This window comes from Rikenella sp. (assembly GCF_056799795.1).
The window spans coordinates 38,185-57,282 of the sequence record NZ_JBQIQO010000005.1 but is presented as its reverse complement, the minus strand read 5'-3'; the positions used below and the strand labels follow the sequence as shown (position 1 = coordinate 57,282).

The 19,098-nt window shown below is 59.4% G+C and carries 19 protein-coding genes; 8 read left to right on the top strand and 11 right to left on the bottom strand.

Going from position 1 to position 19,098, the window contains the following annotated elements:
• Nucleotides 1-49 precede the first annotated feature (49 nt).
• The 6 genes from ACTO3O_RS02440 to ACTO3O_RS02415 all read right to left on the bottom strand — a co-directional run bounded on the left by ACTO3O_RS02440 (nucleotide 50) and on the right by ACTO3O_RS02415 (nucleotide 4,181).
• Nucleotides 50-655 carry a manganese efflux pump MntP gene (locus ACTO3O_RS02440; RefSeq protein WP_297829463.1) on the bottom strand — a complete coding sequence of 202 codons (606 nt, stop codon included), beginning with the start codon at nucleotides 653-655 and terminating at the stop codon, nucleotides 50-52.
• The gene (locus ACTO3O_RS02435; protein WP_297829460.1) at nucleotides 652-1,035 is read right to left on the bottom strand and encodes a GNAT family protein; all 384 of its coding nucleotides are present in this window, start codon (nucleotides 1,033-1,035) and stop codon (nucleotides 652-654) included. The genes ACTO3O_RS02440 and ACTO3O_RS02435 overlap by 4 nt, the downstream gene beginning before the upstream one ends.
• An 11-nt stretch (nucleotides 1,036-1,046) precedes the next feature.
• Nucleotides 1,047-1,457: a secondary thiamine-phosphate synthase enzyme YjbQ gene (locus tag ACTO3O_RS02430; RefSeq protein WP_294591249.1), complete on the bottom strand. Its 411-nt coding sequence runs from the start codon at nucleotides 1,455-1,457 to the stop codon at nucleotides 1,047-1,049.
• A 7-nt stretch (nucleotides 1,458-1,464) separates the two neighbouring features.
• Nucleotides 1,465-1,680, bottom strand: coding sequence for a heavy-metal-associated domain-containing protein (locus tag ACTO3O_RS02425; protein ID WP_294591251.1), 216 nt, complete (start codon nucleotides 1,678-1,680; stop codon nucleotides 1,465-1,467).
• 68 nt (nucleotides 1,681-1,748) lie between these two features.
• A complete protein-coding gene (locus tag ACTO3O_RS02420) occupies nucleotides 1,749-1,901 on the bottom strand; it encodes a hypothetical protein (RefSeq protein ID WP_297829454.1) in 153 nt (50 codons plus the stop codon).
• A gap of 54 nt (nucleotides 1,902-1,955) precedes the next feature.
• Entirely contained in the window at nucleotides 1,956-4,181 is a 2,226-nt protein-coding gene (locus ACTO3O_RS02415) for a heavy metal translocating P-type ATPase (RefSeq protein WP_297829451.1), read from the bottom strand.
• A gap of 43 nt (nucleotides 4,182-4,224) precedes the next feature.
• Here ACTO3O_RS02415 and ACTO3O_RS02410 point away from each other — a divergent pair, with 43 nt between their 5' ends.
• Nucleotides 4,225-4,725 (top strand): DNA-deoxyinosine glycosylase, encoded by a 501-nt coding sequence (locus ACTO3O_RS02410; protein WP_297829448.1) that lies wholly within the window; start codon nucleotides 4,225-4,227, stop codon nucleotides 4,723-4,725.
• A 93-nt stretch (nucleotides 4,726-4,818) separates the two neighbouring features.
• On the opposite strand, the gene ACTO3O_RS02405 is transcribed toward ACTO3O_RS02410, so the two are convergent.
• Nucleotides 4,819-5,949: a pseudouridine synthase gene (locus ACTO3O_RS02405; RefSeq protein WP_297829445.1), complete on the bottom strand. Its 1,131-nt coding sequence runs from the start codon at nucleotides 5,947-5,949 to the stop codon at nucleotides 4,819-4,821.
• Nucleotides 5,950-6,028: 79 nt separating this feature from the next.
• On the opposite strand from ACTO3O_RS02405, the gene ACTO3O_RS02400 reads away from it, so the two are divergent.
• Both ACTO3O_RS02400 and ACTO3O_RS02395 read left to right on the top strand, forming a co-directional pair.
• Nucleotides 6,029-7,225 carry a MalY/PatB family protein gene (locus ACTO3O_RS02400; protein ID WP_297829442.1) on the top strand — a complete coding sequence of 399 codons (1,197 nt, stop codon included), beginning with the start codon at nucleotides 6,029-6,031 and terminating at the stop codon, nucleotides 7,223-7,225.
• Between the two features lie 50 nt (nucleotides 7,226-7,275).
• Complete coding sequence (locus tag ACTO3O_RS02395; protein ID WP_297829439.1) at nucleotides 7,276-8,187, top strand: alkaline phosphatase family protein; 912 nt, start codon at nucleotides 7,276-7,278, stop codon at nucleotides 8,185-8,187.
• Nucleotides 8,188-8,274: 87 nt separating this feature from the next.
• Here the strand turns inward: ACTO3O_RS02395 and ACTO3O_RS02390 are convergent, their stop codons facing one another.
• The gene (locus ACTO3O_RS02390; RefSeq protein WP_297829436.1) at nucleotides 8,275-10,644 is read right to left on the bottom strand and encodes an ABC transporter permease; all 2,370 of its coding nucleotides are present in this window, start codon (nucleotides 10,642-10,644) and stop codon (nucleotides 8,275-8,277) included.
• Between the two features lie 493 nt (nucleotides 10,645-11,137).
• Between ACTO3O_RS02390 and ACTO3O_RS02385 the strand changes: the two genes are divergently transcribed.
• The gene (locus ACTO3O_RS02385; protein ID WP_297625601.1) at nucleotides 11,138-11,557 is read left to right on the top strand and encodes a hypothetical protein; all 420 of its coding nucleotides are present in this window, start codon (nucleotides 11,138-11,140) and stop codon (nucleotides 11,555-11,557) included.
• A gap of 102 nt (nucleotides 11,558-11,659) precedes the next feature.
• Here ACTO3O_RS02385 and ACTO3O_RS02380 read toward each other — a convergent pair whose 3' ends face one another.
• Nucleotides 11,660-13,606 (bottom strand): 6-phosphogluconolactonase, encoded by a 1,947-nt coding sequence (locus tag ACTO3O_RS02380; RefSeq protein WP_294591267.1) that lies wholly within the window; start codon nucleotides 13,604-13,606, stop codon nucleotides 11,660-11,662.
• A gap of 7 nt (nucleotides 13,607-13,613) precedes the next feature.
• Nucleotides 13,614-14,642, bottom strand: coding sequence for a D-alanine--D-alanine ligase family protein (locus tag ACTO3O_RS02375; protein ID WP_297829433.1), 1,029 nt, complete (start codon nucleotides 14,640-14,642; stop codon nucleotides 13,614-13,616).
• Nucleotides 14,643-14,766: 124 nt separating this feature from the next.
• Between ACTO3O_RS02375 and ACTO3O_RS02370 the strand changes: the two genes are divergently transcribed.
• Genes ACTO3O_RS02370 through ACTO3O_RS02355 form a run of 4 tightly spaced genes read left to right on the top strand, consistent with a single transcriptional unit; the run spans nucleotide 14,767 to nucleotide 17,849 of the window.
• Nucleotides 14,767-15,738 (top strand): NAD(P)H-dependent flavin oxidoreductase, encoded by a 972-nt coding sequence (locus ACTO3O_RS02370; protein WP_297829430.1) that lies wholly within the window; start codon nucleotides 14,767-14,769, stop codon nucleotides 15,736-15,738.
• Nucleotides 15,739-15,742: 4 nt separating this feature from the next.
• On the top strand, nucleotides 15,743-16,720 hold the full coding sequence (gene thiL, locus ACTO3O_RS02365; RefSeq protein ID WP_297829427.1) for a thiamine-phosphate kinase: 978 nt from the start codon (nucleotides 15,743-15,745) through the stop codon (nucleotides 16,718-16,720).
• Between the two features lie 2 nt (nucleotides 16,721-16,722).
• Nucleotides 16,723-17,523, top strand: a complete 801-nt coding sequence (thiD, locus tag ACTO3O_RS02360) for a bifunctional hydroxymethylpyrimidine kinase/phosphomethylpyrimidine kinase (RefSeq protein ID WP_297829424.1) — start codon at nucleotides 16,723-16,725, stop codon at nucleotides 17,521-17,523.
• A gap of 38 nt (nucleotides 17,524-17,561) precedes the next feature.
• Complete coding sequence (locus tag ACTO3O_RS02355) at nucleotides 17,562-17,849, top strand: FtsB family cell division protein (protein ID WP_294591276.1); 288 nt, start codon at nucleotides 17,562-17,564, stop codon at nucleotides 17,847-17,849.
• Between the two features lie 25 nt (nucleotides 17,850-17,874).
• On the opposite strand, the gene nagA is transcribed toward ACTO3O_RS02355, so the two are convergent.
• Complete coding sequence (nagA, locus tag ACTO3O_RS02350; RefSeq protein WP_297829421.1) at nucleotides 17,875-19,062, bottom strand: N-acetylglucosamine-6-phosphate deacetylase; 1,188 nt, start codon at nucleotides 19,060-19,062, stop codon at nucleotides 17,875-17,877.
• Nucleotides 19,063-19,098: the final 36 nt, after the last annotated feature.

Below are 19,098 nucleotides of genomic sequence, written 5' to 3'. Positions count from 1 at the left end.
CCGCGCCCACGGTCTTCCGTTGCGTTGCCTCTCGGAATAAACGGAGTACCTAATCCGTCAAATGCTCCACCAGCACCTTCACGCCGATCAGCACCAAAATCACCCCGCCGACCAGCTCCGCCCGCCAACCGATCCGATCCCGACTGCGTCGCCCCAGCAGCAACCCCGCCAACGAAGCCGTCAGCGTCACCGCCGCAATCACCAAAACCGCCGCCAACATATTGATCCACTGCGAACCGCTCGGCACGATCGTCAACGGCAACATCGCCATCGCCACCCCCGCCACCACGGCATCGATACTCGTCGCAATCCCCAGCGTCACATTCCGCCCCCAACCGAACATCTGCTCCGCCTCGCCGCCATCCTCCCCCTCGTCCGTTCCGAAAGCGTCGAAAATCATCTTCCCGCCCAACACCGCCAGCAGCACAAAAGCCACCCAATGGTCATACGCTTCGATCGCCGCCCGAAAATTCGCCGCAACCGTCCATCCGATCAGCGGCGCCACGCCCTGACACACAGCCAATACCACCGCAAAACGAAACATCCGCCCCCGCACCGCACCCTCCTCCTGCACCGCCATCCCGCACGAAAGCGATACGGCAAACGAGTCGAAACAGAGACTCAGAGCCAGCAATAACAGAATCGTCAAATTCATATCATTCGATTATTTTCGAAAACCCTCCTCATCGTCAGCCAGTTCCAACTGCAAAATCGGATACGGTTTCCCCTCTCCGTCAAAATCCGATCGCCCCCTGCGGATGAACCCCATCCGACGATACCCCGCCCACGCCACTCGGGAGCGACGAAAAGCATCTCGATACTGCCCGTCGCCCCCGCCGTCCCAAGAAAAGCCACGATCCGCCCTCCGTCGTCCCGTGCCGCTACCAACCGCACCGCCCGCAGATACCCCGGCATCCGTTCCCGATAGAACAGCCGATCCGCCTCCGACAGGAAATCGTGCGTCGCCCGCACGGAAGCCTCCCACAAAGCAATCAAGGCAGGATATTCCGCCTCTGCCACCGATGTCAATTCCATATTTTCGCGTCTTATCCCACGATGGTGGCAACCACCTCCCGTCCTTGCGCCCAGTCTCGGAATTCGCCCAGATAAATTCCCTGCCACCGCCCCAACGCCAGCCGACCGCCTGCGATGGGAACCGTCACGCCCGACCCGACGAGCGACGCCTTGGCATGAGCCGGCATATCGTCGTCCCCTTCGAGCGTATGCCGAAAATAGGGTTGTCGCTCCGGCACCAGCCGATCGAAGATCGCCTCCAAATCGACCCGGACATCCGGATCAGCATTCTCGTTGATCGTCAGGGCCGCCGACGTGTGACGAATAAACAGATGCAGGAGCCCCGCTTCCGGCAACGCAGGCAGCGCGGCCATCACCTCGTCGGTAATCAGATGAAAGCCGCGCGGACGTGCGCGGAGGGTAAAAACCACTTGCTCGACCATATCGCACCTACCGTTCCAGCGGCTCGGCCCGGAAACCAGCCTCCGTCACGATACGCACAATGTCTGCCGCCGTCAAATCGCTCTCGACGGTCAACACCTTATCCGGCCCCGTCAAGTCCAACGACCACGCCCCCGTCGCCACTCCATTTTTCTCCAGCGCAGTGCCGATGGCAGCCGCGCACCCGCCGCATTTCGCATTGGTTTTGAATTTATGAATCGTCATTTTATGTAAATGAAAAATTAATCTTCGGATTTTAGGGTAGAGTAGCCCCGGCTTTTCACGCAGCCCGTTTATTCCGAGAGGCAACGCAACGGAAGACCGTGACCACGATAGTTATCGTCCGTCGGCCCCATTTGCGTTATTCCGAATCCCAAGTTGTAGCTTCTGAGAACATCGGAACTCGCAGACCAGCTGTAGCCGTAATCTCCCACATTGCTCTGCATTCCGGAGCTATTGATGCGGTAGCCCGGGGCGGCAATCTTGTTTCCATCCGTACCTCAAAACCTGCTCCATTTGAGCCGCAAACTGTTGAGTACCACCGACACCGAGCTGAACGCCATCGCCGCGCTCGCCCACATCGGACTCAGCAGGATGCCGTAAGCCGGATACAAAGCCCCCGCCGCCAGCGGAATCCCGATCAGGTTGTAAATGAACGCCCAAAAGAGATTCTGCCGAATCGCCCGCACCGTCCGCCGGGACAAGAGCACCGCCTGCGGCAAACGCGCCAGGTCGGAACTCATCAAAGTCACCATCGCCACATCCATCGCAATATCCGTCCCGCGCCCCATCGCCACGCTCACATCCGCCCGTGCCAGCGCCTGCGAATCGTTGATCCCGTCGCCCACCATCGCCACGCGCCGTCCCCGCTCCTGCAACTGCCGCACGTATCGCTCCTTATCGTCCGGCAGCACCTCCGCCCGGAGATGCCCGATGCCCAGCTCCCGAGCCACCGCCTCGGCCGTCTTCCGCCCGTCACCCGTCAGCATGTGCACCTCGATCCCCATCCGCTCCAACTCCCGCACCGCCTCCGCCGAAGTCGGCTTCACCGGATCGGCGATCGCCGCTACGGCCAACAGTTCATTCCCCCGCCCATATCCGATCACGCTCTTTCCCGCCGCCTGCCACGCCTCGATCTTCCGTCCCGCCTCTTCCGACACCTCCGCTCCATACTCCGCGGCCAGCGCCCGACTTCCGACCCAATACGTTTCGCCGTCCTCTCCCCGCACCGCAATCCCTTTCCCCGTCAGGCTGCGGAAATCGGTCACCTCCGCCGCCGCAATCCCAGCCTCCGAAAGCGCCGCCACCACAGCTGCCGCCAACGGATGCTCCGACCGCAGTTCCGCCCCCAGCAGAACAGCCTGCAACCGCCCGCGCGCAGCCTCCGGAGCCAGCCAGAGCCACTCCGTCACCGCCGGTCTCCCCTCGGTCAGCGTGCCCGTCTTGTCCAGCACCACCGTGTCGATCCGGCACATATTCTCCAACGCAAACGCGTCCTTAATCAGGATTTGCCGTTCGGCCGCCCGTCCGATCCCCACCATCAACGCCGTCGGCGTCGCCAGCCCCAGCGCGCACGGACAGGCGATCACCAGGACCGATACCGCCGCCAACAGGGCATAAGTCAAATTCGCCCAGCCCCCGAAAGCGATCCACACCGCGAACGTCACGAGTGAGATACCGATGACCGTCGGCACAAAAATCGCGCTCACCCGATCCACCATCCGTTGCACCGGCGCCTTGCTTCCCTGCGCCAGCTGCACCATCTCCACAATCCGCGCCAGCACCGTCGCCGCACCCACCGCCCGCGCCTCCAGCACGAAAGCACCGCGCTGGTTGATCGTCCCCGTCCACACCCCATCGCCCGGATTTTTCGACACCGGCAGCGGCTCGCCGCTGATCATACTCTCATCCACATACGAAGTCCCCTCGACCACCAGTCCGTCCACCGGAATCCGGTCGCCCGGACGCACTGCGATCCGATCGCCCGGCCGGAGCTGCGCAATCGGCACCTCCCGTTCCGTCCCGTCCGCCCCGACCAGACGCGCCCTCTTCGGCTGCAAGCCCATCAACCCCCGAATAGCCGACGAGGTGCTCCCCTTGGCCCGCTCTTCGAGCAACTTGCCCACCGAGACAAAAGCCACGATCATCGCCGCCGCCTCGTAATAGACATGCGGTTCCAGCCCGTGCACCCGCCACACTTCCGGAAACAGCGTATTGAAGAGGCTAAATAGAAAGGCGATACCGGTGCTCAACGCCACCAGCGTATCCATATTGGCCTTTCCGTGCCTGGCCTGCCGCCACCCCGTCGCATAGAATCCGCGCCCGAAGACGAAAAGCACCGGCACCGTCAGCCCCAGCTGCACCCACGGCGACCACGGCGCATGCATCCACCCCATCCCCACGACCATCAACGGCACACACAACGCCCAGGCCCAAAGCGTCCGCCGCAGCAACGCCCGATAGTGCCTCCTCTGCTCCCGTTCCTGCGCCTCGACGGCATTTTCCTCGTCGATAATCAGGTCGTAACCGATCGCCCGCACCGCCTCGCGCATCTGTTCGGGAGTGATCTCGGACGGATCGTATTCGACCCCCAAGGTACCGGCCGCAAAATTGACCGACGCCTCGCATATCCCCGGCAACGCCCTCACCGTGCTCTCCACGCTCGCCGCACAGACGGCGCAACTCATTTCCAAGACCGGAACGGTCTTCTTTACCCGATTTTTCATAATTTCGTCCAACGGAGCCCCACAAGGCCCCAATACAAAAATAATGGAAATCCTGCATAGTTTCGCCCCCGTCGTCACCCCGACGAGCCGAGTTCTGATCCTCGGCACGATGCCGGGCGTCGCATCGCTCGCCAAACAAGAGTATTACGGCTTTCCGCACAACGCCTTCTGGCGCATCATGGCCGCATTGGGCGGAGCGGACGGTATGCCGGAATGCTATGCCGACAAATTAGCCCTGCTGCGCCGCACCGGAATCGCCCTGTGGGACGTGTGTCACAGTTGCCGCCGGGCGGGGAGTCTGGACAGCCACATCGTAGACGAGGCCCCGAACGACATACCGGCTCTGCTGACGGCCCACCCCTCGATCCGGGCCGTGGCCTTCAACGGCGGCCCTGCTTTCCGGCTCTTCAAGAAGCACATCGGTCTCGACGCGATAGGCGAGGGGAGGGCCGTGCTGACCCTGCCGTCCACCAGCCCGGCCAACGCCTCGTGGTCGTATGAACGGAAGCTCGACGCCTGGTCGGCCTTGCGCGAGTGGCTTTGAAAGACCGACACCGCCTGAAAACGAAAAATCCCGCGGACGACACTTTGATCATTATGTGTCCACAGGATTTTTCTATCTGCACAAGAAAAAACGTCAATCGTAAGCGTTCGACTTCAGAATCCCCACCTCTCTCGGCGTCAGATAACGCCAGAAGCCTCTCCGCAGCCCCATCTTCGTCAGACCGGCGAAATAGACCCGATCCAGCTTCACCACCTCGTATCCCAGCGCTTCGAACATCCGCCGCACGATCCGGTTGCGCCCCGAATGGAGCTCCACCCCCACCTCGCGCATATTCCCCTCCACCCAGCTCACCTCGTCGGCCCGAATCGGCCCGTCCTCCAGCTCGATCCCGGCGGTCAATTTCTCGATATCCTCCTCGCTGCACGGCTTATCGAGAAAAACGTGATAGATCTTCTTTTTATTGTAGCTCGGATGGGTCAGCTCCTTGGTCAGATTGCCGTCGTTGGTCAACAACAGCACCCCCGTCGTATTCTTGTCCAGCCGCCCCACCGGATAGACCCGCTCCTTGCACTCGCCCTTCAACAGGTCGATCACCGTCCGATCCGCATGCGGATCGTCCACTGTCGTCACATACCCCTTCGGCTTATTCAGGATGATGTAGACCTTTTTCTCCCCCTTGAGCAACTCCCCGTTGAGCCGCACCTCGTCCTTTCCCGGCCGCACCTTCGAACCCAGCTGATCGACCCGCACTCCGTTCACCGTCACCTCGCCCGCCTCGATCAGTTGATCCGCCTCGCGCCGCGAACAGACGCCCGACATCGCGATAAACCGATTGAGCCGCATCTCCGCCGGCATCGCCTGCGCCGACTCCTCATACCGCCGCCTGCGTTCCCACCCCTCGTCGGAGGAGCGCTTATCGGAATAGGCCTGCTTCTTGTTGTTCTTGTTCTTGGAGTAGGGCTGCCGTTTATCCGAATCATACGCCCGTTTCTTCATCCCTTCCGGACGCTCCCCCTCGCTCCGCGTCGCATCCCGACGCGGGCCTAACTCTTTCTGTTTGAACTCCTTTTTCGGCCCCTTCTTCTTGAAGTCGTTCCGAAAATCCTTGAACACCGGTCCCTCCGTCCGTTCGTCTCCGCGTTCTTCTTCGGCCTCCTCCTCGTTACGCAACGCCTCCTCGCGCCGCGTCCGGAAGAAAGAACGACCGCTCCGGCCGTCGCGTCCGCCGAACGGACGCTTCTTATTCGTATGCTTTTGATCCATAATATACTTGCAAAACAATGCTGAAAACGTTGCAAAGATACCCCTTATTCTCTAAATTTGTACGCATTTTCAACGAACCATGAAAAGATACGACTTCGACACCTGCATCGACCGCCGCGGCACCGCCTGCGAGAAATACGAAGACCTGATGACCATTTTCGGCACCGACCGGGTGATTCCGCTCTGGATCGCCGACATGGACTTCGCCACGGCCGACTTCATCGTCGAAGCGATGCACAAACGGATGCAACATCCGATTTTCGGCTACACCTTCCGTCCCCGTTGCTACCACGAAGCGATCTGCGGCTGGATGGCACGACGAGGCGAATGGCAGATCGATCCGTCGTGGATCGCCTTTTCGCCCGGCGTGGTGGCGGGGGTGACCTTCGCCATGCTCAGCTGCACCGAGCCGGGCGACGGCGTCGTTATCCAGCCGCCGGTCTACCACCCGTTCGCCAACACCATCCGGAACAACGGACGCAAGGTGCTGAACAACCCGCTGATTCAGGATCCGGAAGGAGAGGGCGGCTGCGGCGGCTACCGGATCGACTTCGAAGATTTGGACGCCAAGCTCTCGCAGGCGCGCGCGATGATTCTGTGCAACCCGCACAACCCGACCGGACGGGTCTTTACGAAAGGCGAACTCCTGAAAATCGGCGAGTTGTGCCGCAAACACGACGTCACGATCATTTCGGACGAAATCCACTGCGACTTCATCTTCCGGCCCCATCGGCACCTGCACATCGCCGCGCTGAACGACGATCTGGCCAACCGGACGGTAACCCTGATCGCGCCGAGCAAGAGTTTCAACGTAGCCGGATTCTCTACGGCGGCAGCCGTGATTCCGAATGCCGAACGCCGCGCCGCCTATCAGGCCGAAATGGACAAAATCCATATCGAAAACGGCAATATCTTCGGTGCCGTGGCCTTGCAGACCGCTTACGAGCAGGGCGACGAGTGGATGAACCAGTTGCTGGAGTACTTGCAGGAAAATGTCGATTTCGTCTATGAATTCATACAGAAGGAGTTGCCGTCGGTGAAGTGCTACAAACCGGAATCGACCTTCCTGATGTGGCTCGACTTCCGCGCCTGGGGGATGACTCAGGAGGAGCTCAACCGCTTCCTCGTGGAAGAGGCGGGGCTGGGCTTGGGCGACGGCTCCATTTACGGAGCCGAGGGCACCGGTTTCGAACGGCTCAACATCGGCACACCGCGGTCGGTGCTCGAACGCGCTTTGAGCCAGCTCGCCGAAGCGGTGCAGAAACGGGGATTGTGACCCTATTTTTCCACATGTGAACAGAACGACTAACCCAAAATTCAACCTATATGTTCCTGAAAAACAAGACAATCGCTCTCTTTCTGACGGCCGCATTCGTCGGAGGGGCCTCTCTGACGGCCGAGTCGGCCACGGCACGGGCACCGAAGGTGAAACACGTCATCCTGATCGGTACGGACGGCTTCAGCGCTGAGATACTGACCCAAAATCCCGGTGCGTTCCCCAACATAGAACGGATGATGAAAGCGGGCTCTTACACCACCGAAGCGCGGAGCGTACTGCCTTCGTCGAGCGCCATCAATTGGGCCACCCTGCTGATGGGAGCCGGCTCCGAGATGCACGGATTCACCGAGTGGGGGAGCAAGACCCCGGAGGTGGAACCGATCTGCACCACCAAATACGGGATGTTTCCGGGAATTTTCGGCCTCGTGCGCGACCAGCGGCCGGAGGCGGTGACCGGCGTGGTCTATTCGTGGGAAGGGATCGGCTATCTGTTTGAAAAAGAGGCCGTCGACTTTGTCCGGGCGACTCGCGACGACGATGACGAAGCAACCCGGCTCTTCTGCGACTTCGTGAAAGAGCAGCAACCGACTCTGGCCTTTATGTACATCAGCGAACCGGATCACACGGGACACACACGCGGATGGAGATCGCCGGAATACATCGCCTCCTGCCAAAAAGTCGACTCGCTGGTGGGCGTCATCTACGACTGCGTGCGGGAGAACATGGATATGAAGACGACCGCCGTCATCTTCACCTCCGACCACGGCGGAAAAGGAACGGGACACGGCGGCAAGACCATGAGCGAGATGCAGGTGCCCTATATCGTCATCGGGCCCAAGATTCCGGCCGGACAGAAAATCGACCGCATCGTGATGAAATACGACAACGCGCCGACCATCGCGGATCTGTTGCGGCTCGACGCGCCGGAGGCTTGGTACGGAAAATCTATTCTGCGGTAGTTCACCCGCAACCTTCTGAACAGCAACAGGGAGCAAGCTTTATCGCAAGCGTGCTCCCTGCTTTTTTTGATCGCGCCTCCGCCGCACCTATTCCGTCTTCAACGCATCCACCGGATTCGCCGTCGCCGCCCGCCAACTCTGAACCGTCACCGTAGCCAGCGTAATCGTCAGCACAATCAGCAGCGACACCGCGAAAACCCACCAGTAAACCGGCGTCCGGTAGGCGAACCCCTCCAGCCATCTCGTCACCCCGTACCACGCCAGCGGCACCGCCACTACGAAGCAAATCAACACCAACCGCACGAACGACCGGTTGAACATCCCCAAAACCTCCGCCACCGTCGCCCCCAGCACCTTCCGCACTCCGATCTCCTTGCGCCGGTACTGGGTTTCGAAGACCACCAGCCCGAAAACACCCACCAGCGAAATCACCACCGCCAACAACGAGAAAGTCGTAATCAGCGCCGTCGTCTTCCGCTCCTTCTGGTAGACACTGTTGAAGACCTCGTCGTAGAACTGCACCGACACCGGATACGTAGGATCGAACTCGGCCACCGTCCGGCGGATATGTTCCACCGCCCGCTCCACATCGCCGTTGATCCGGACATACGTCCACGGCAACGTCGAGAAATAACGCCCCCTCAACGGCTCGACACCCAGACAAAACGCCCCCGAGCTGGCGAGTTGCAGCGGTTGGTAGTTAATGTCCGGCATAAACCCGACCACCTCGCCGAAGTCGTAGCTGAAATCCAATCCCAGTTCCACGGTCGGATACATGCGTCGGGTCGCCTCATTGAAAATAAAACGCCTCTTATCGGTCTGATTGTCGTTTTCCGAAAAATTTCGACCGTCCACCACCGGAATCTTCATTACGTCCAGAAACTCGGACGACACCGGAAGACATGCGAACCGAACCTCCTCGCCACCCATCTGTATCTCGTTGACCTGCGCTCCGCCCGTGCCGAACAGAAACTGAGAGAAAGCGACGTGTTCGATCTGCGGACTCTCCTTGAGCCGGTTCACCAGCTGCTCCCGATGCTCCATGGTCAGCGCATCGTTGAGTTCGAGCACCGCCACCTGTTCGGTATCATATCCCGTATCGCGAGTGCGGAGATAGCCGTTCTGGAGCTGCATGAAGAATGCGGCGATAATCAGCCCCGTCGAGATGACATACTGCATTCCGACCAACACCGTCCGCAGGGCACGCCCTCGGGACGAGAGCCCGAACGATCCCTTGAGCACCAGCGCCGGCGGAAAGCGGGTAGCGTAGAACGCCGGATAGAGTCCCGCCAGCAGCCCCACGCCGAGAGCCACGGCAAACGAAATCGCAACGATACCCGGTTCGGTCGCGAGGTTCAGATCGGCTTCGAAAAAGGCCGTAAACCCGGTTCGCCCGACCGCATAGACCCAGAACAACGAGGCGAGAAAAGCCAGTAGCGCGATTCCCACCGCCTCGCCGACCAGCACCGTGCGCAGCATCCCGACCGACGAACCGAACACCTTCTGTGTATTGATGCTCTTGATCCGAAGCGGCACGAGCGATGTGGCGAAATTCACGAAGTTCACCGCCGCAATGCCGATCACCAGCAGCGCGATCGCCAACAGCACAGAGGTCGTGGCCCGACTCCCTTTCGGCACGGAATCGTACTGCGTATCGGCTGCATAGTGCAGGTCGGCCAGCGAAAGGAGCCGCACAGCTTTGTAAGCCCGAACCCACCCCGGAATATCAGGCGAGTGGAGTACCTCGTCCAACAACTGCCGTTCGACCTCCGCCGGATCGGCCCCCTCCGCGAGGGTAACATACAACTGATAATTGAAGTGCCAGCCGTCCCACGGCTTCCAGACCGTCGGATTGATACCGTAATAGACCACATTCTGCACCAGCGTATTGCGCGGAAAATCGCGATAGACGCCACCGACGGTCATCAGCGTATCGCGGTTGCTGGTGAAGGTGATCGACCGTCCGACGGCCGACTCCGAGCCGAAGAACTTCCGCGCCATGCTCTCCGGAATCAGTACCTGTCCCGGTTCCTGCAACACCTCGCGCCGACCCTCGACCATCCGGAAGTCGAATATCTCGGCAAAGTCCGGATGAACCAGGTGGGCATCGACCCGGAAGCCCTGCACCGCGCCGTTGCGTTCGACTTTGGCCAGATTCCCGATGGTTGCAAAATCTATCCGCAGTCCGGTCGTCTCGATCTGCGGCAGCCGGTCTTCGATCAGTTCGGCCCATTTCCGCCCCACCAGCGCATTATAAGTGGTGCTGTCCTCGCTCACCTCGACCCGGTAAATCCGATCGCTCTTCGGGTGGAACCGGTCGAACGAGCGGTCGTAGCTCACCTGCATCAGAATGATCGTAAAGGCGGCAAAGGCTACGCTCAATCCCAGAATATTGAGCGTCGAGGCCAGCCGGAAGCGTCGCAGGACGGTCAGCAAATTTCGTACAATCAACTTCATGGTCAATCCAGAATTTTATAGAGATACTCCGGGTTATGCCGAAACCATACCAAACTATTTATTTTACTGATAAACAAATCGTTACAAAACATACATCGTCCGACTGTTGTCAAAAAATTAGACATTGACTGTCTAATTTTTTGACATCAGGACACTCTATACCTCCTCCACGTTCATCCTTTTGCCAAACCCGAATAAACTCCCTATCTTTGTTTTGAAAAACGAAGCGACATCGAGTCGTTTTCGGACATATTTTGCTCAACCGTCATCAGAATCACCACCTCGAAACGAACACGAGCAAACCGAACCCTTATTTGTTGGGCGAACTACGCATACTCATAGCGTAGAGTCGCCCCATAATATAAGGAGGCTTGTGGTGAGCCTTGATGACGTATGGCGGAGACTCTACGTCTTTTTTTCTCTGCGGTCTTCGCCGAACCCGCAAAACCGGCATTTACCGAAAGAGTTATAAACGTCGCTAAATCACCACACCATGAAGAAATTCTCTTCTCTGCTGTTATATGCAGCCACATGTCTCGTTTGTTCGTCATGCGCCACCATCTTCTGCGGTTCCCGCGCCAAAGTTACTTTCAACAGCAATGTACCGGTAGAATCCGCCACACTGACCATCGACGGACAGAAACACACTCACGTATCTTTTCCGTATAGAACCAAAATAAAACGAGGGTTCCGCAAAACAGAGGTAACAGCAGAAGCGTCAGGGTACGAAAAAACAAATTTGACTGTTTACAAAAATTTCAATGCAGCATCTCTGCTCAATATCCTGTTAGGCGGCCTAATCGGCCTCGGTGTCGATGCGGCCACAGGCGCCATGATGAAACCGGATGAAGACTATTACCTCATCCAATTCACTCCGGTTCCCAAAGCAGAAACAGCTGAATCGGATCAATAAACTTTCACCAATCATTCGGTAAATGCAAGGCCTCCGGGCGTGAACTCTGTAAAGAGAGATTCACGCCCGGAGGCCTCGTTTCGAATGCAGTTGAAAAAGCGGTTAGAAAATCGGGTATTTCACAAACACCTCGATCGCCTGATATTCCGCCATCCCGAGCTTGTCATACAGCTGCGCCGTAGCCTGCGTCCGGTCTTCCGCCCGTTCCCAGAACTCACGCTTGTCGTCCCCCGGGAACGGCACGATATCCTTCTGCGACAAGTGGCGATAAATCGCATGACGCTTCTTGATCACCTCGTCCGGACTCAGCGGCACCGCCATGTCCACCATATCCAAATCCCACTCCTGCCAAGCCCCGCGATAGAGCCACATCACACAATCCTTCAACCACGCATCCCCCGCCTCTTTGATCTGGTTCACCGCCGCCAGCACGATTTCGATACAAACGCGGTGCGTGCCGTGCGGGTCCGACAGGTCGCCGGCCGCATAGATCTGGTGCGGCTGAATCTTCCGCAACAGCGCGACCACGATATCGATATCCGCCTGGCTGATCGCCCCCTTCTTCACCGAACCGGTTTCGTAGAACGGCAGATTGAGGAAATGCACATTGGTATCGTCGTTCAAGCCGAAACTCCGGTCAGCCGCTCTGGCCTCGCCGCGCCGAATCGCCCCTTTGAACATTCTGAGCTCGAGCGGTTCCGGCTGTCCCTTCACCTTGCTCTGAATCAACTGTTTGAAGTGTTCGTACTTGTCCTCGAACCCGCACTCGCGCGCTGTATCCAAAGTCTGGAGCACCACATCGTCGTGCACGGCGATATTCCCGGAAGTCTGGTAAGCAACATGCACGTCGTGCCCCTGATCCGCCAAGCGAATAAATGTCCCCCCCATCGAAATTACGTCGTCGTCCGGATGCGGGCTGAAGATCACCACCCGTTTCGGGAACGGGAACGACCGTGCCGGCCGCGTCGAGTCGTCGGCATTCGGTTTGCCGCCCGGCCACCCCGAGATGGTATGCTGCAAATCGTTGAAAACCTGAATATTGATCTTATCGTAGGTCAACCCCGTCTCTTCGATCAGCTGCCCGAGGCTGTTGTCAATATAGTCCTGATAGGTCACCTTCAGGATCGGTTTGTTGACCTTCTGGCAAAGCCACAAGACCGCTTTCCGGATAAACCGGTTCGTCCACACGCACGTCCCCACGAGCCACGGTGTCGCCACCCGCGTGAGTTGCGACGCCGCGTCTTCGTCCAACACCACCTCGACATCCGTATGATTCTGCAAGTACGAAGCCGGCACAGCCGCATCCACAGCCCCCTCGATCACTTTGACAGCCACTTTCGATTTATCCTCGCCCCAACCGATCAGGATGATGCGTTTGGCCTGCATAATAGTGGCAATTCCGACCGTCAGCGCCCGCGTCGGCACATTCTCGATCCCGTAGAACGACGATGCCACCAGTTTGCGCGACGCATTGCTCAACGCCACGATCCGGGTGCGGGTATTCTGATAGGTTCCGGCCTCGTTCAGCGCCACCTGGCCCTGATCGCCCATCCCGAGCAGCAGGATATCGATCCCTCCCGCAGCGAGAATCTCCGCTTCGTAGGTTTTGCAATATTCGCTGACCCGTTCCGCCGGCACCGTTCCGTCCAGCATATGCACCTGTCCGGCCGGAATATCCACCTGGTTGATCAGCTCCTCGTACAACGAATAGGTATAGCTCTGCTGTTCGTTCGCCTGGATGGGATAGAATTCGAACTGGGTGAAAATCACGACATTCTTAAAGCTCAACCCCTCGTTTTTATGCCGCCGCACCAATTCCCGATAGACGCCGATGGGCGATTTCCCGGCGGTCAACGCCAGCACGCAGTTTTCTCCCGCCGCCGCTTTGGCCTGGATCGTGGCCGCGATTTCGTTCGCCACACGCACCGCTCCCTCTTCCGCCGTCGCCGCAATGTAGGTGGGAATGCGCTCGAACCGGGTGACGATCTCCATCGGTTCGGCCCCTGCTTTCAGTCCTCCTTCGGTCTTAAGCTTGTAATTGGTACTCATAACGGTTTTATTGTTTTGATGTTTCGTTGATAATCATTCCGAACGCTTCGCCCATGGTGAGGCCCGCCTCGCGCCACTGCTGGGGCACGATACTGGCCGCGCTCATCCCCGGCGTGGTGTTGACCTCGATAAAATAGGGCTCTCCCGTCCGTCGGTCGATAATGAAATCGACCCGCACGACCCCCCTGCATCCCAAAGTACGATATGCCTCCGCCGTCGCAGTATTGAGTGCACGTACCACCTCCTCTGGCAATATCGCCGGCGTCACCTCGCGACACGCCCCTTCGTATTTGGCCTCGAAGTCGAAAAATTCTTTCTCCGAGATCAACTCTGTCACCGGCAGAATCCACTCCCGTCCGTCGATCACCATCATTCCGCAGCTCACCTCGCGCCCGTCGACGAACTGCTCCAAGAGCACCGCATCGCTCTCCGCGAAAGCCGCCTCGATAGCCGCTTCGATCGCCGCAGGATCGGCCGATTTGATTTTCGTCACCCCGAAACTGCTCCCGCTGGCATTCGGTTTGATGAAAAACGGCAACCCCAACTCCTCTACCATAGCGTCCGCCTTCGGCACCGGCTCGCCGCGCCGCAGCAAGATCTCCCGCGCCAGATTGATCCCCGGCCTCCCCCGCAAAACCGCCTTGCAGAGCGACTTATTGAAAGTCAGCGCCGAAACCTCCGGCGTGCAAGTCGAGTAGGGGATTCCCATCAATTCGAAATACCCCTGCAAAATCCCGTTCTCGCCCGGCGTCCCGTGAATCTCGATCAGCGCATAATCGAACTTTTTTTTGCCGCCCGCCCCCGGTTGTGCCGGATCGACGAAACTGAAGTCGTTCAAATCCACCGGCACCGTCGCCCCCTCCGAAGTCGCATCCACCGGATTCACCCGCCACACCCCCTTCCGCAGCACCACCAAATAGGGTTCATAAACATCCCGGTTCAGGCAGCTCCACACCTGCGCTCCGCTCTTGTATGAAATCACATCCTCGGAAGAATCTCCCCCGACAATCACCGCAATAATCTTTTTTTCAGCCATTTTTTCGTGTTCCCGACAAAATTTCAGCCCTTCCGTTGCCCACCGACAACGGTATTGCACTCTACAAATTTATGGATTTTTTGCTTTATCTTTATCCAATAAATATCCAAAAACTCACCTCCTCATGAAAACTACTGTCACAGAGCTGTTTAAGATAGAACACCCCATCGTTTCGGGGGGTATGGTCTGGTGCAGCGGCTGGCGGCTCGCCTCGGCCGTATCGGCCTCCGGAGGGCTGGGGCTGCTGGGGGCCGGCTCCATGCACCCCGAGACGCTGGCGGAACACATCGCCAAAACCCGGGCCGCACTGGCCGACAGCGGCCGACCGTTCGGCGTGAACGTCCCGCTGTTCTACCCCGAGATCGAACGGGTGATTCAACTGCTGATCGACGAACACGTACCGATCGTCTTCACCTCGGGCGGCAACCCGGCTCTCTACACCGGTCGCCTCAAGGAGGCGGGGATTACCGTGGCGCACGTGGTGGCCTCGGCCCGTTTCGCCCAAAAAGCAGAGGCGGCGGGTGTAGACGCCATCGTGGCCGAAGGGTTCGAGGCCGGCGGACACAACGGACGGGAGGAGATTACGACCATGGCCCTGATTCCGCAGGTGCGGGCGGTGACCGGGCTGCCACTGCTGGCCGCAGGCGGGATCGCGACCGGAGCTGGCATGCTGGCCGCCATGGCGTTGGGAGCCGACGGGGTGCAATTGGGCACGCGCTTTGCGCTGGCCGCGGAGTCGTCGGCCCACGAGGCTTTCAAACAGCTGTGCGTGACTATCGGAGAAGGGGATACGATGCTTGCGCTGAAGAAGTTAAGCCCGGTTCGGATGATTAAAAACGAATTTTACCGCCGGGTAGCCGAAGCCGAGGCGCGGGGGGCTTCGGCCGAAGAGTTGCGAGAGTTGCTGGGCGCAAAACGTTCGAAACGAGGCATTTTCGAAGGCGACCTGACGGAAGGAGAGCTGGAGATCGGACAAATCGCCTCGTTGATTCGCGAGGTGGAACCGGTGGCGGAAATCATGCGCCGCTTGGTGACGGAATTCGAAACCGCCATAGAGCGGGTCAGCCGATGGAAAACCGATACGGGAAAGGCATAGAGCGATGAAAATCGACGAAATCGGAGAATTCGGACTGATCGGCCGCATCGCCGCCGCTTTTCGGCCGCTCATACCGACAGGGTGGGAGGGGATCGGCGACGACTGTGCCGTCATTCCGTGGAGCGACGACAGGTCGATGGTCGTCACCACCGACCTGCTGATCGAGAATGTCCATTTCCTGCGCGACCGGATTTCGGCCTACGATTTGGGATACAAGGACTTAGCCGTCAATCTGAGCGACGTGGCAGCGATGGGGGCCACGCCGGCGGCCACCTTCCTGAGCCTCGGTCTGCCGGCCGACGGGGTCGGGGTAGAGTGGTGCGACCGTTTTTTCGAGGGCTACCGCTCTTTCGGCGTACCGCTCTTGGGAGGCGACACGACCGTTTCTCCGCAAGGTATCGTCGTCAACGTCACAGTACTCGGAATAGCGGAAAACGACCGGATCAAGCGGCGGAACGGGGCAGAGGCGGGCGACCTGATCGTCGTCACGGGGCCGCTGGGCGACTCGGCAGCCGGATTGCAGGCTTTGCTGGCGGATTTGCCGACCACGCCGGAAATCGCCGCCCTGATCGAGGCCCACCACCGTCCGCGACCGCATCTGGCCGAAGGGGAGTGGCTGGGACGCGAAGCCGATGTGCACGCCCTGATGGATGTTTCGGACGGCGTGGCCTCGGATTTGGGACACATCCTGCGGGCGTCGGGCGTCGGGGCGGAGATCGACACGGCGTCTCTCCCCATCTCCGACCGATTGCGAAAAACGGCAACGGAGCAGGGGTGGAAGCCTTTGAAATTGGCTTTGACCGGCGGCGAAGACTACGTTTTGCTGGGGACGGTGGCTCCGGTGCGGTTCGAAGAGCTTCAGGCCCGATTCACGGCCCGGTTCGGACGACCTTTGGCTGTGATCGGACGCTGCGTCGCCGGGCCGGCCGAAATCCGATACGACGGAAAACCGCTGGATTTCAGCGGATTCAAACACTTTTGACCATGAAACGCATATTGACCATAGCCGGTTCGGACAGCGGCGGCGGCGCAGGCATCCAGACCGACATCAAGACCATTTCGGCCTTGGGGGGCTACGCATCGAGCGTCCTGACGGCCGTGACGGCACAGAATACGAGGGGGGTAACGGATGTGGAGTTCCTCTCGCCGGATATCGTTGAGAAACAGTTGCGCGCCGTGCTGGACGACATCGGGACGGATGCGGTGAAGATCGGGATGCTGGGCACGAGAGAGGTGGTCGAGCGGGTTGCCAAGTTACTGGAAGCGTACCGTCCGCCGATCATCGTGCTCGACCCGGTACTGGTCGCCACCTCGGGCGACGTGCTGACCGCCGGGAGCGCGACGGAGGCTATCGTACACCGCCTGATGCCGTTAGCCACGGTCATGACGCCCAATATTCCCGAGGCCCAACGACTGACGGGGCTCTCCATCGCCTCGCCGGACGACTACGAGACTGTTTGGGAACGATTTCGAGCGATGGGGGCACAGGCCGTCCTGCTCAAAGGAGGTCACCTGACGGGCGACCGGCTCACCGATACGCTCTTTTCCACCGGCGATTCGACGGCGCATGCCTACACCCACGCCCGGATCGAGACGCGGAACACGCACGGCACGGGCTGTACCTTATCTTCCGCTTTGGCCGTTTATCTGGCCATGGGCCTGCCCTTGGCCGAAGCGGCGGAAGAGGCGACAGACTTCATCCACGACGCGATCGTCGCCGCCCGCGACCGTTCGATCGGTTCGGGACACGGGCCGGTCGATCCGTTTTTCGCTTTCAATCGCTGACTCCGCCCGAAATTTACCGTATCTTTGCCCGGCAGGCCATGAAATTCGAGCGACTTTTCTCCAACCGGAACATCTTCATCTGCGCGACCCTGGTATTCGTCGCGTGGATCGTCTTTTTCGACCGGAACAACTACCTCGACAGCCGGCAGCTGGATCGAAAAATCCGGGAATTGGAACAGGAAAAGATATTCTACATCCACAAGATCGCGGAAGACAGCGCCGTGATCGCCGGGCTGAAAGACAGTGCGTTTCTGGAACGCTTCGCCCGGGAGAACTTCCTGATGCACCGCCCGGGCGAGGTGATCTACCTGATCGACGAAAAGTAACCGCGTTCCGGAAAAGGCGCAAAGCCTATTTTCGCACCCACCGCCCTCCGACCATCGTCCTCCGCAACGCGAAATCGTCATCGAATACGATGAGGTCGGCATCCATCCCCCGGCGAATCGCTCCCTTCCGTTCCCAAATTCCCATAATGCGGGCCGGTGTCTCAGCTGCCATCCGCACCGCCTCCGACAACGAACATCCGGCCTCCCGCACCATCGTGCGAATCAGCCGAATCCCCGTGGCAATACTCCCCGCAATGGCTGAACCGTCCGCCAGCTTGCAAACCCCCTCCTCGATCATCAGCCTCGAATCGCGTCGACAAATCCCCTCCTTTTCCCCCTCCGAGCACGCCTCCGACATCGCATCCGTCACCAGAGCCACCCGCTCCGTCCCCTTGATCCGGCAAACGAGCTGCAAGATCGCCGGCGGCACATGGATCCCGTCGGCAATCACCTCGACCGTCATCCCTTCGGTCAGATAAATCCCCTCGACCGTCCCCTCGTGCTTGTAGACCCCCTCCTTATGCACCGCCGTCATCGCATTATAGAAGTGGGTGGCATGCGTGAATCCCGCCTCCCAAGCCCGTCTCACCGCCGGATAGTCGGCCGTCGTATGGGCCACCGAGACCACCACGCCCCGTTCCGACGCATACCGACCGAACTCCAACGCCCCCGGCAGCTCCGGAGCCGCGCTCCAGCGTTTGATGCACGTCGTCTCCTCCAACAGCTCGCGATATTCTTCCGGCTTCGGGGGATAGATGTGATCCGGATGCTGCGCCCCCTTCATCGCCGGATTCAGATAATTGCCCTCCAAGTGCAGTCCCAGGATACACGCCCCATCGCCAGCCGGTTCGGTCATCACCGCCTCGCACGTCCGAATCGCCCGCCGAAAAACCTCCACGGAATCAGCCGCAATCGTCGGGTAGAGCGCCGTCGTCCCCCGCAAGGCATGCGCCCGGACGATCGCCCGGAAAGCCTCCGGCGTCGCCTCCGAAAAATCGTGCCCCGCCGCTCCGTGCACATGCATATCGATACACCCCGGAGCCACATAACACCCCTCCGCATCGAACACTTCGGCATCGGCCGGCAGCTCGACATTCCGCTCCGTCACCTCAGCGATTTTACCCTCCGTAACGATGATTTGCCCCTGCGACAGAATCCCTCCCGGCGTCACCACCCGGCCGTTTACGATTTTCACCCAAGCATTAACCGACATTCTTGTATCTCCCTGTAAATGCAAACGATAACTGCA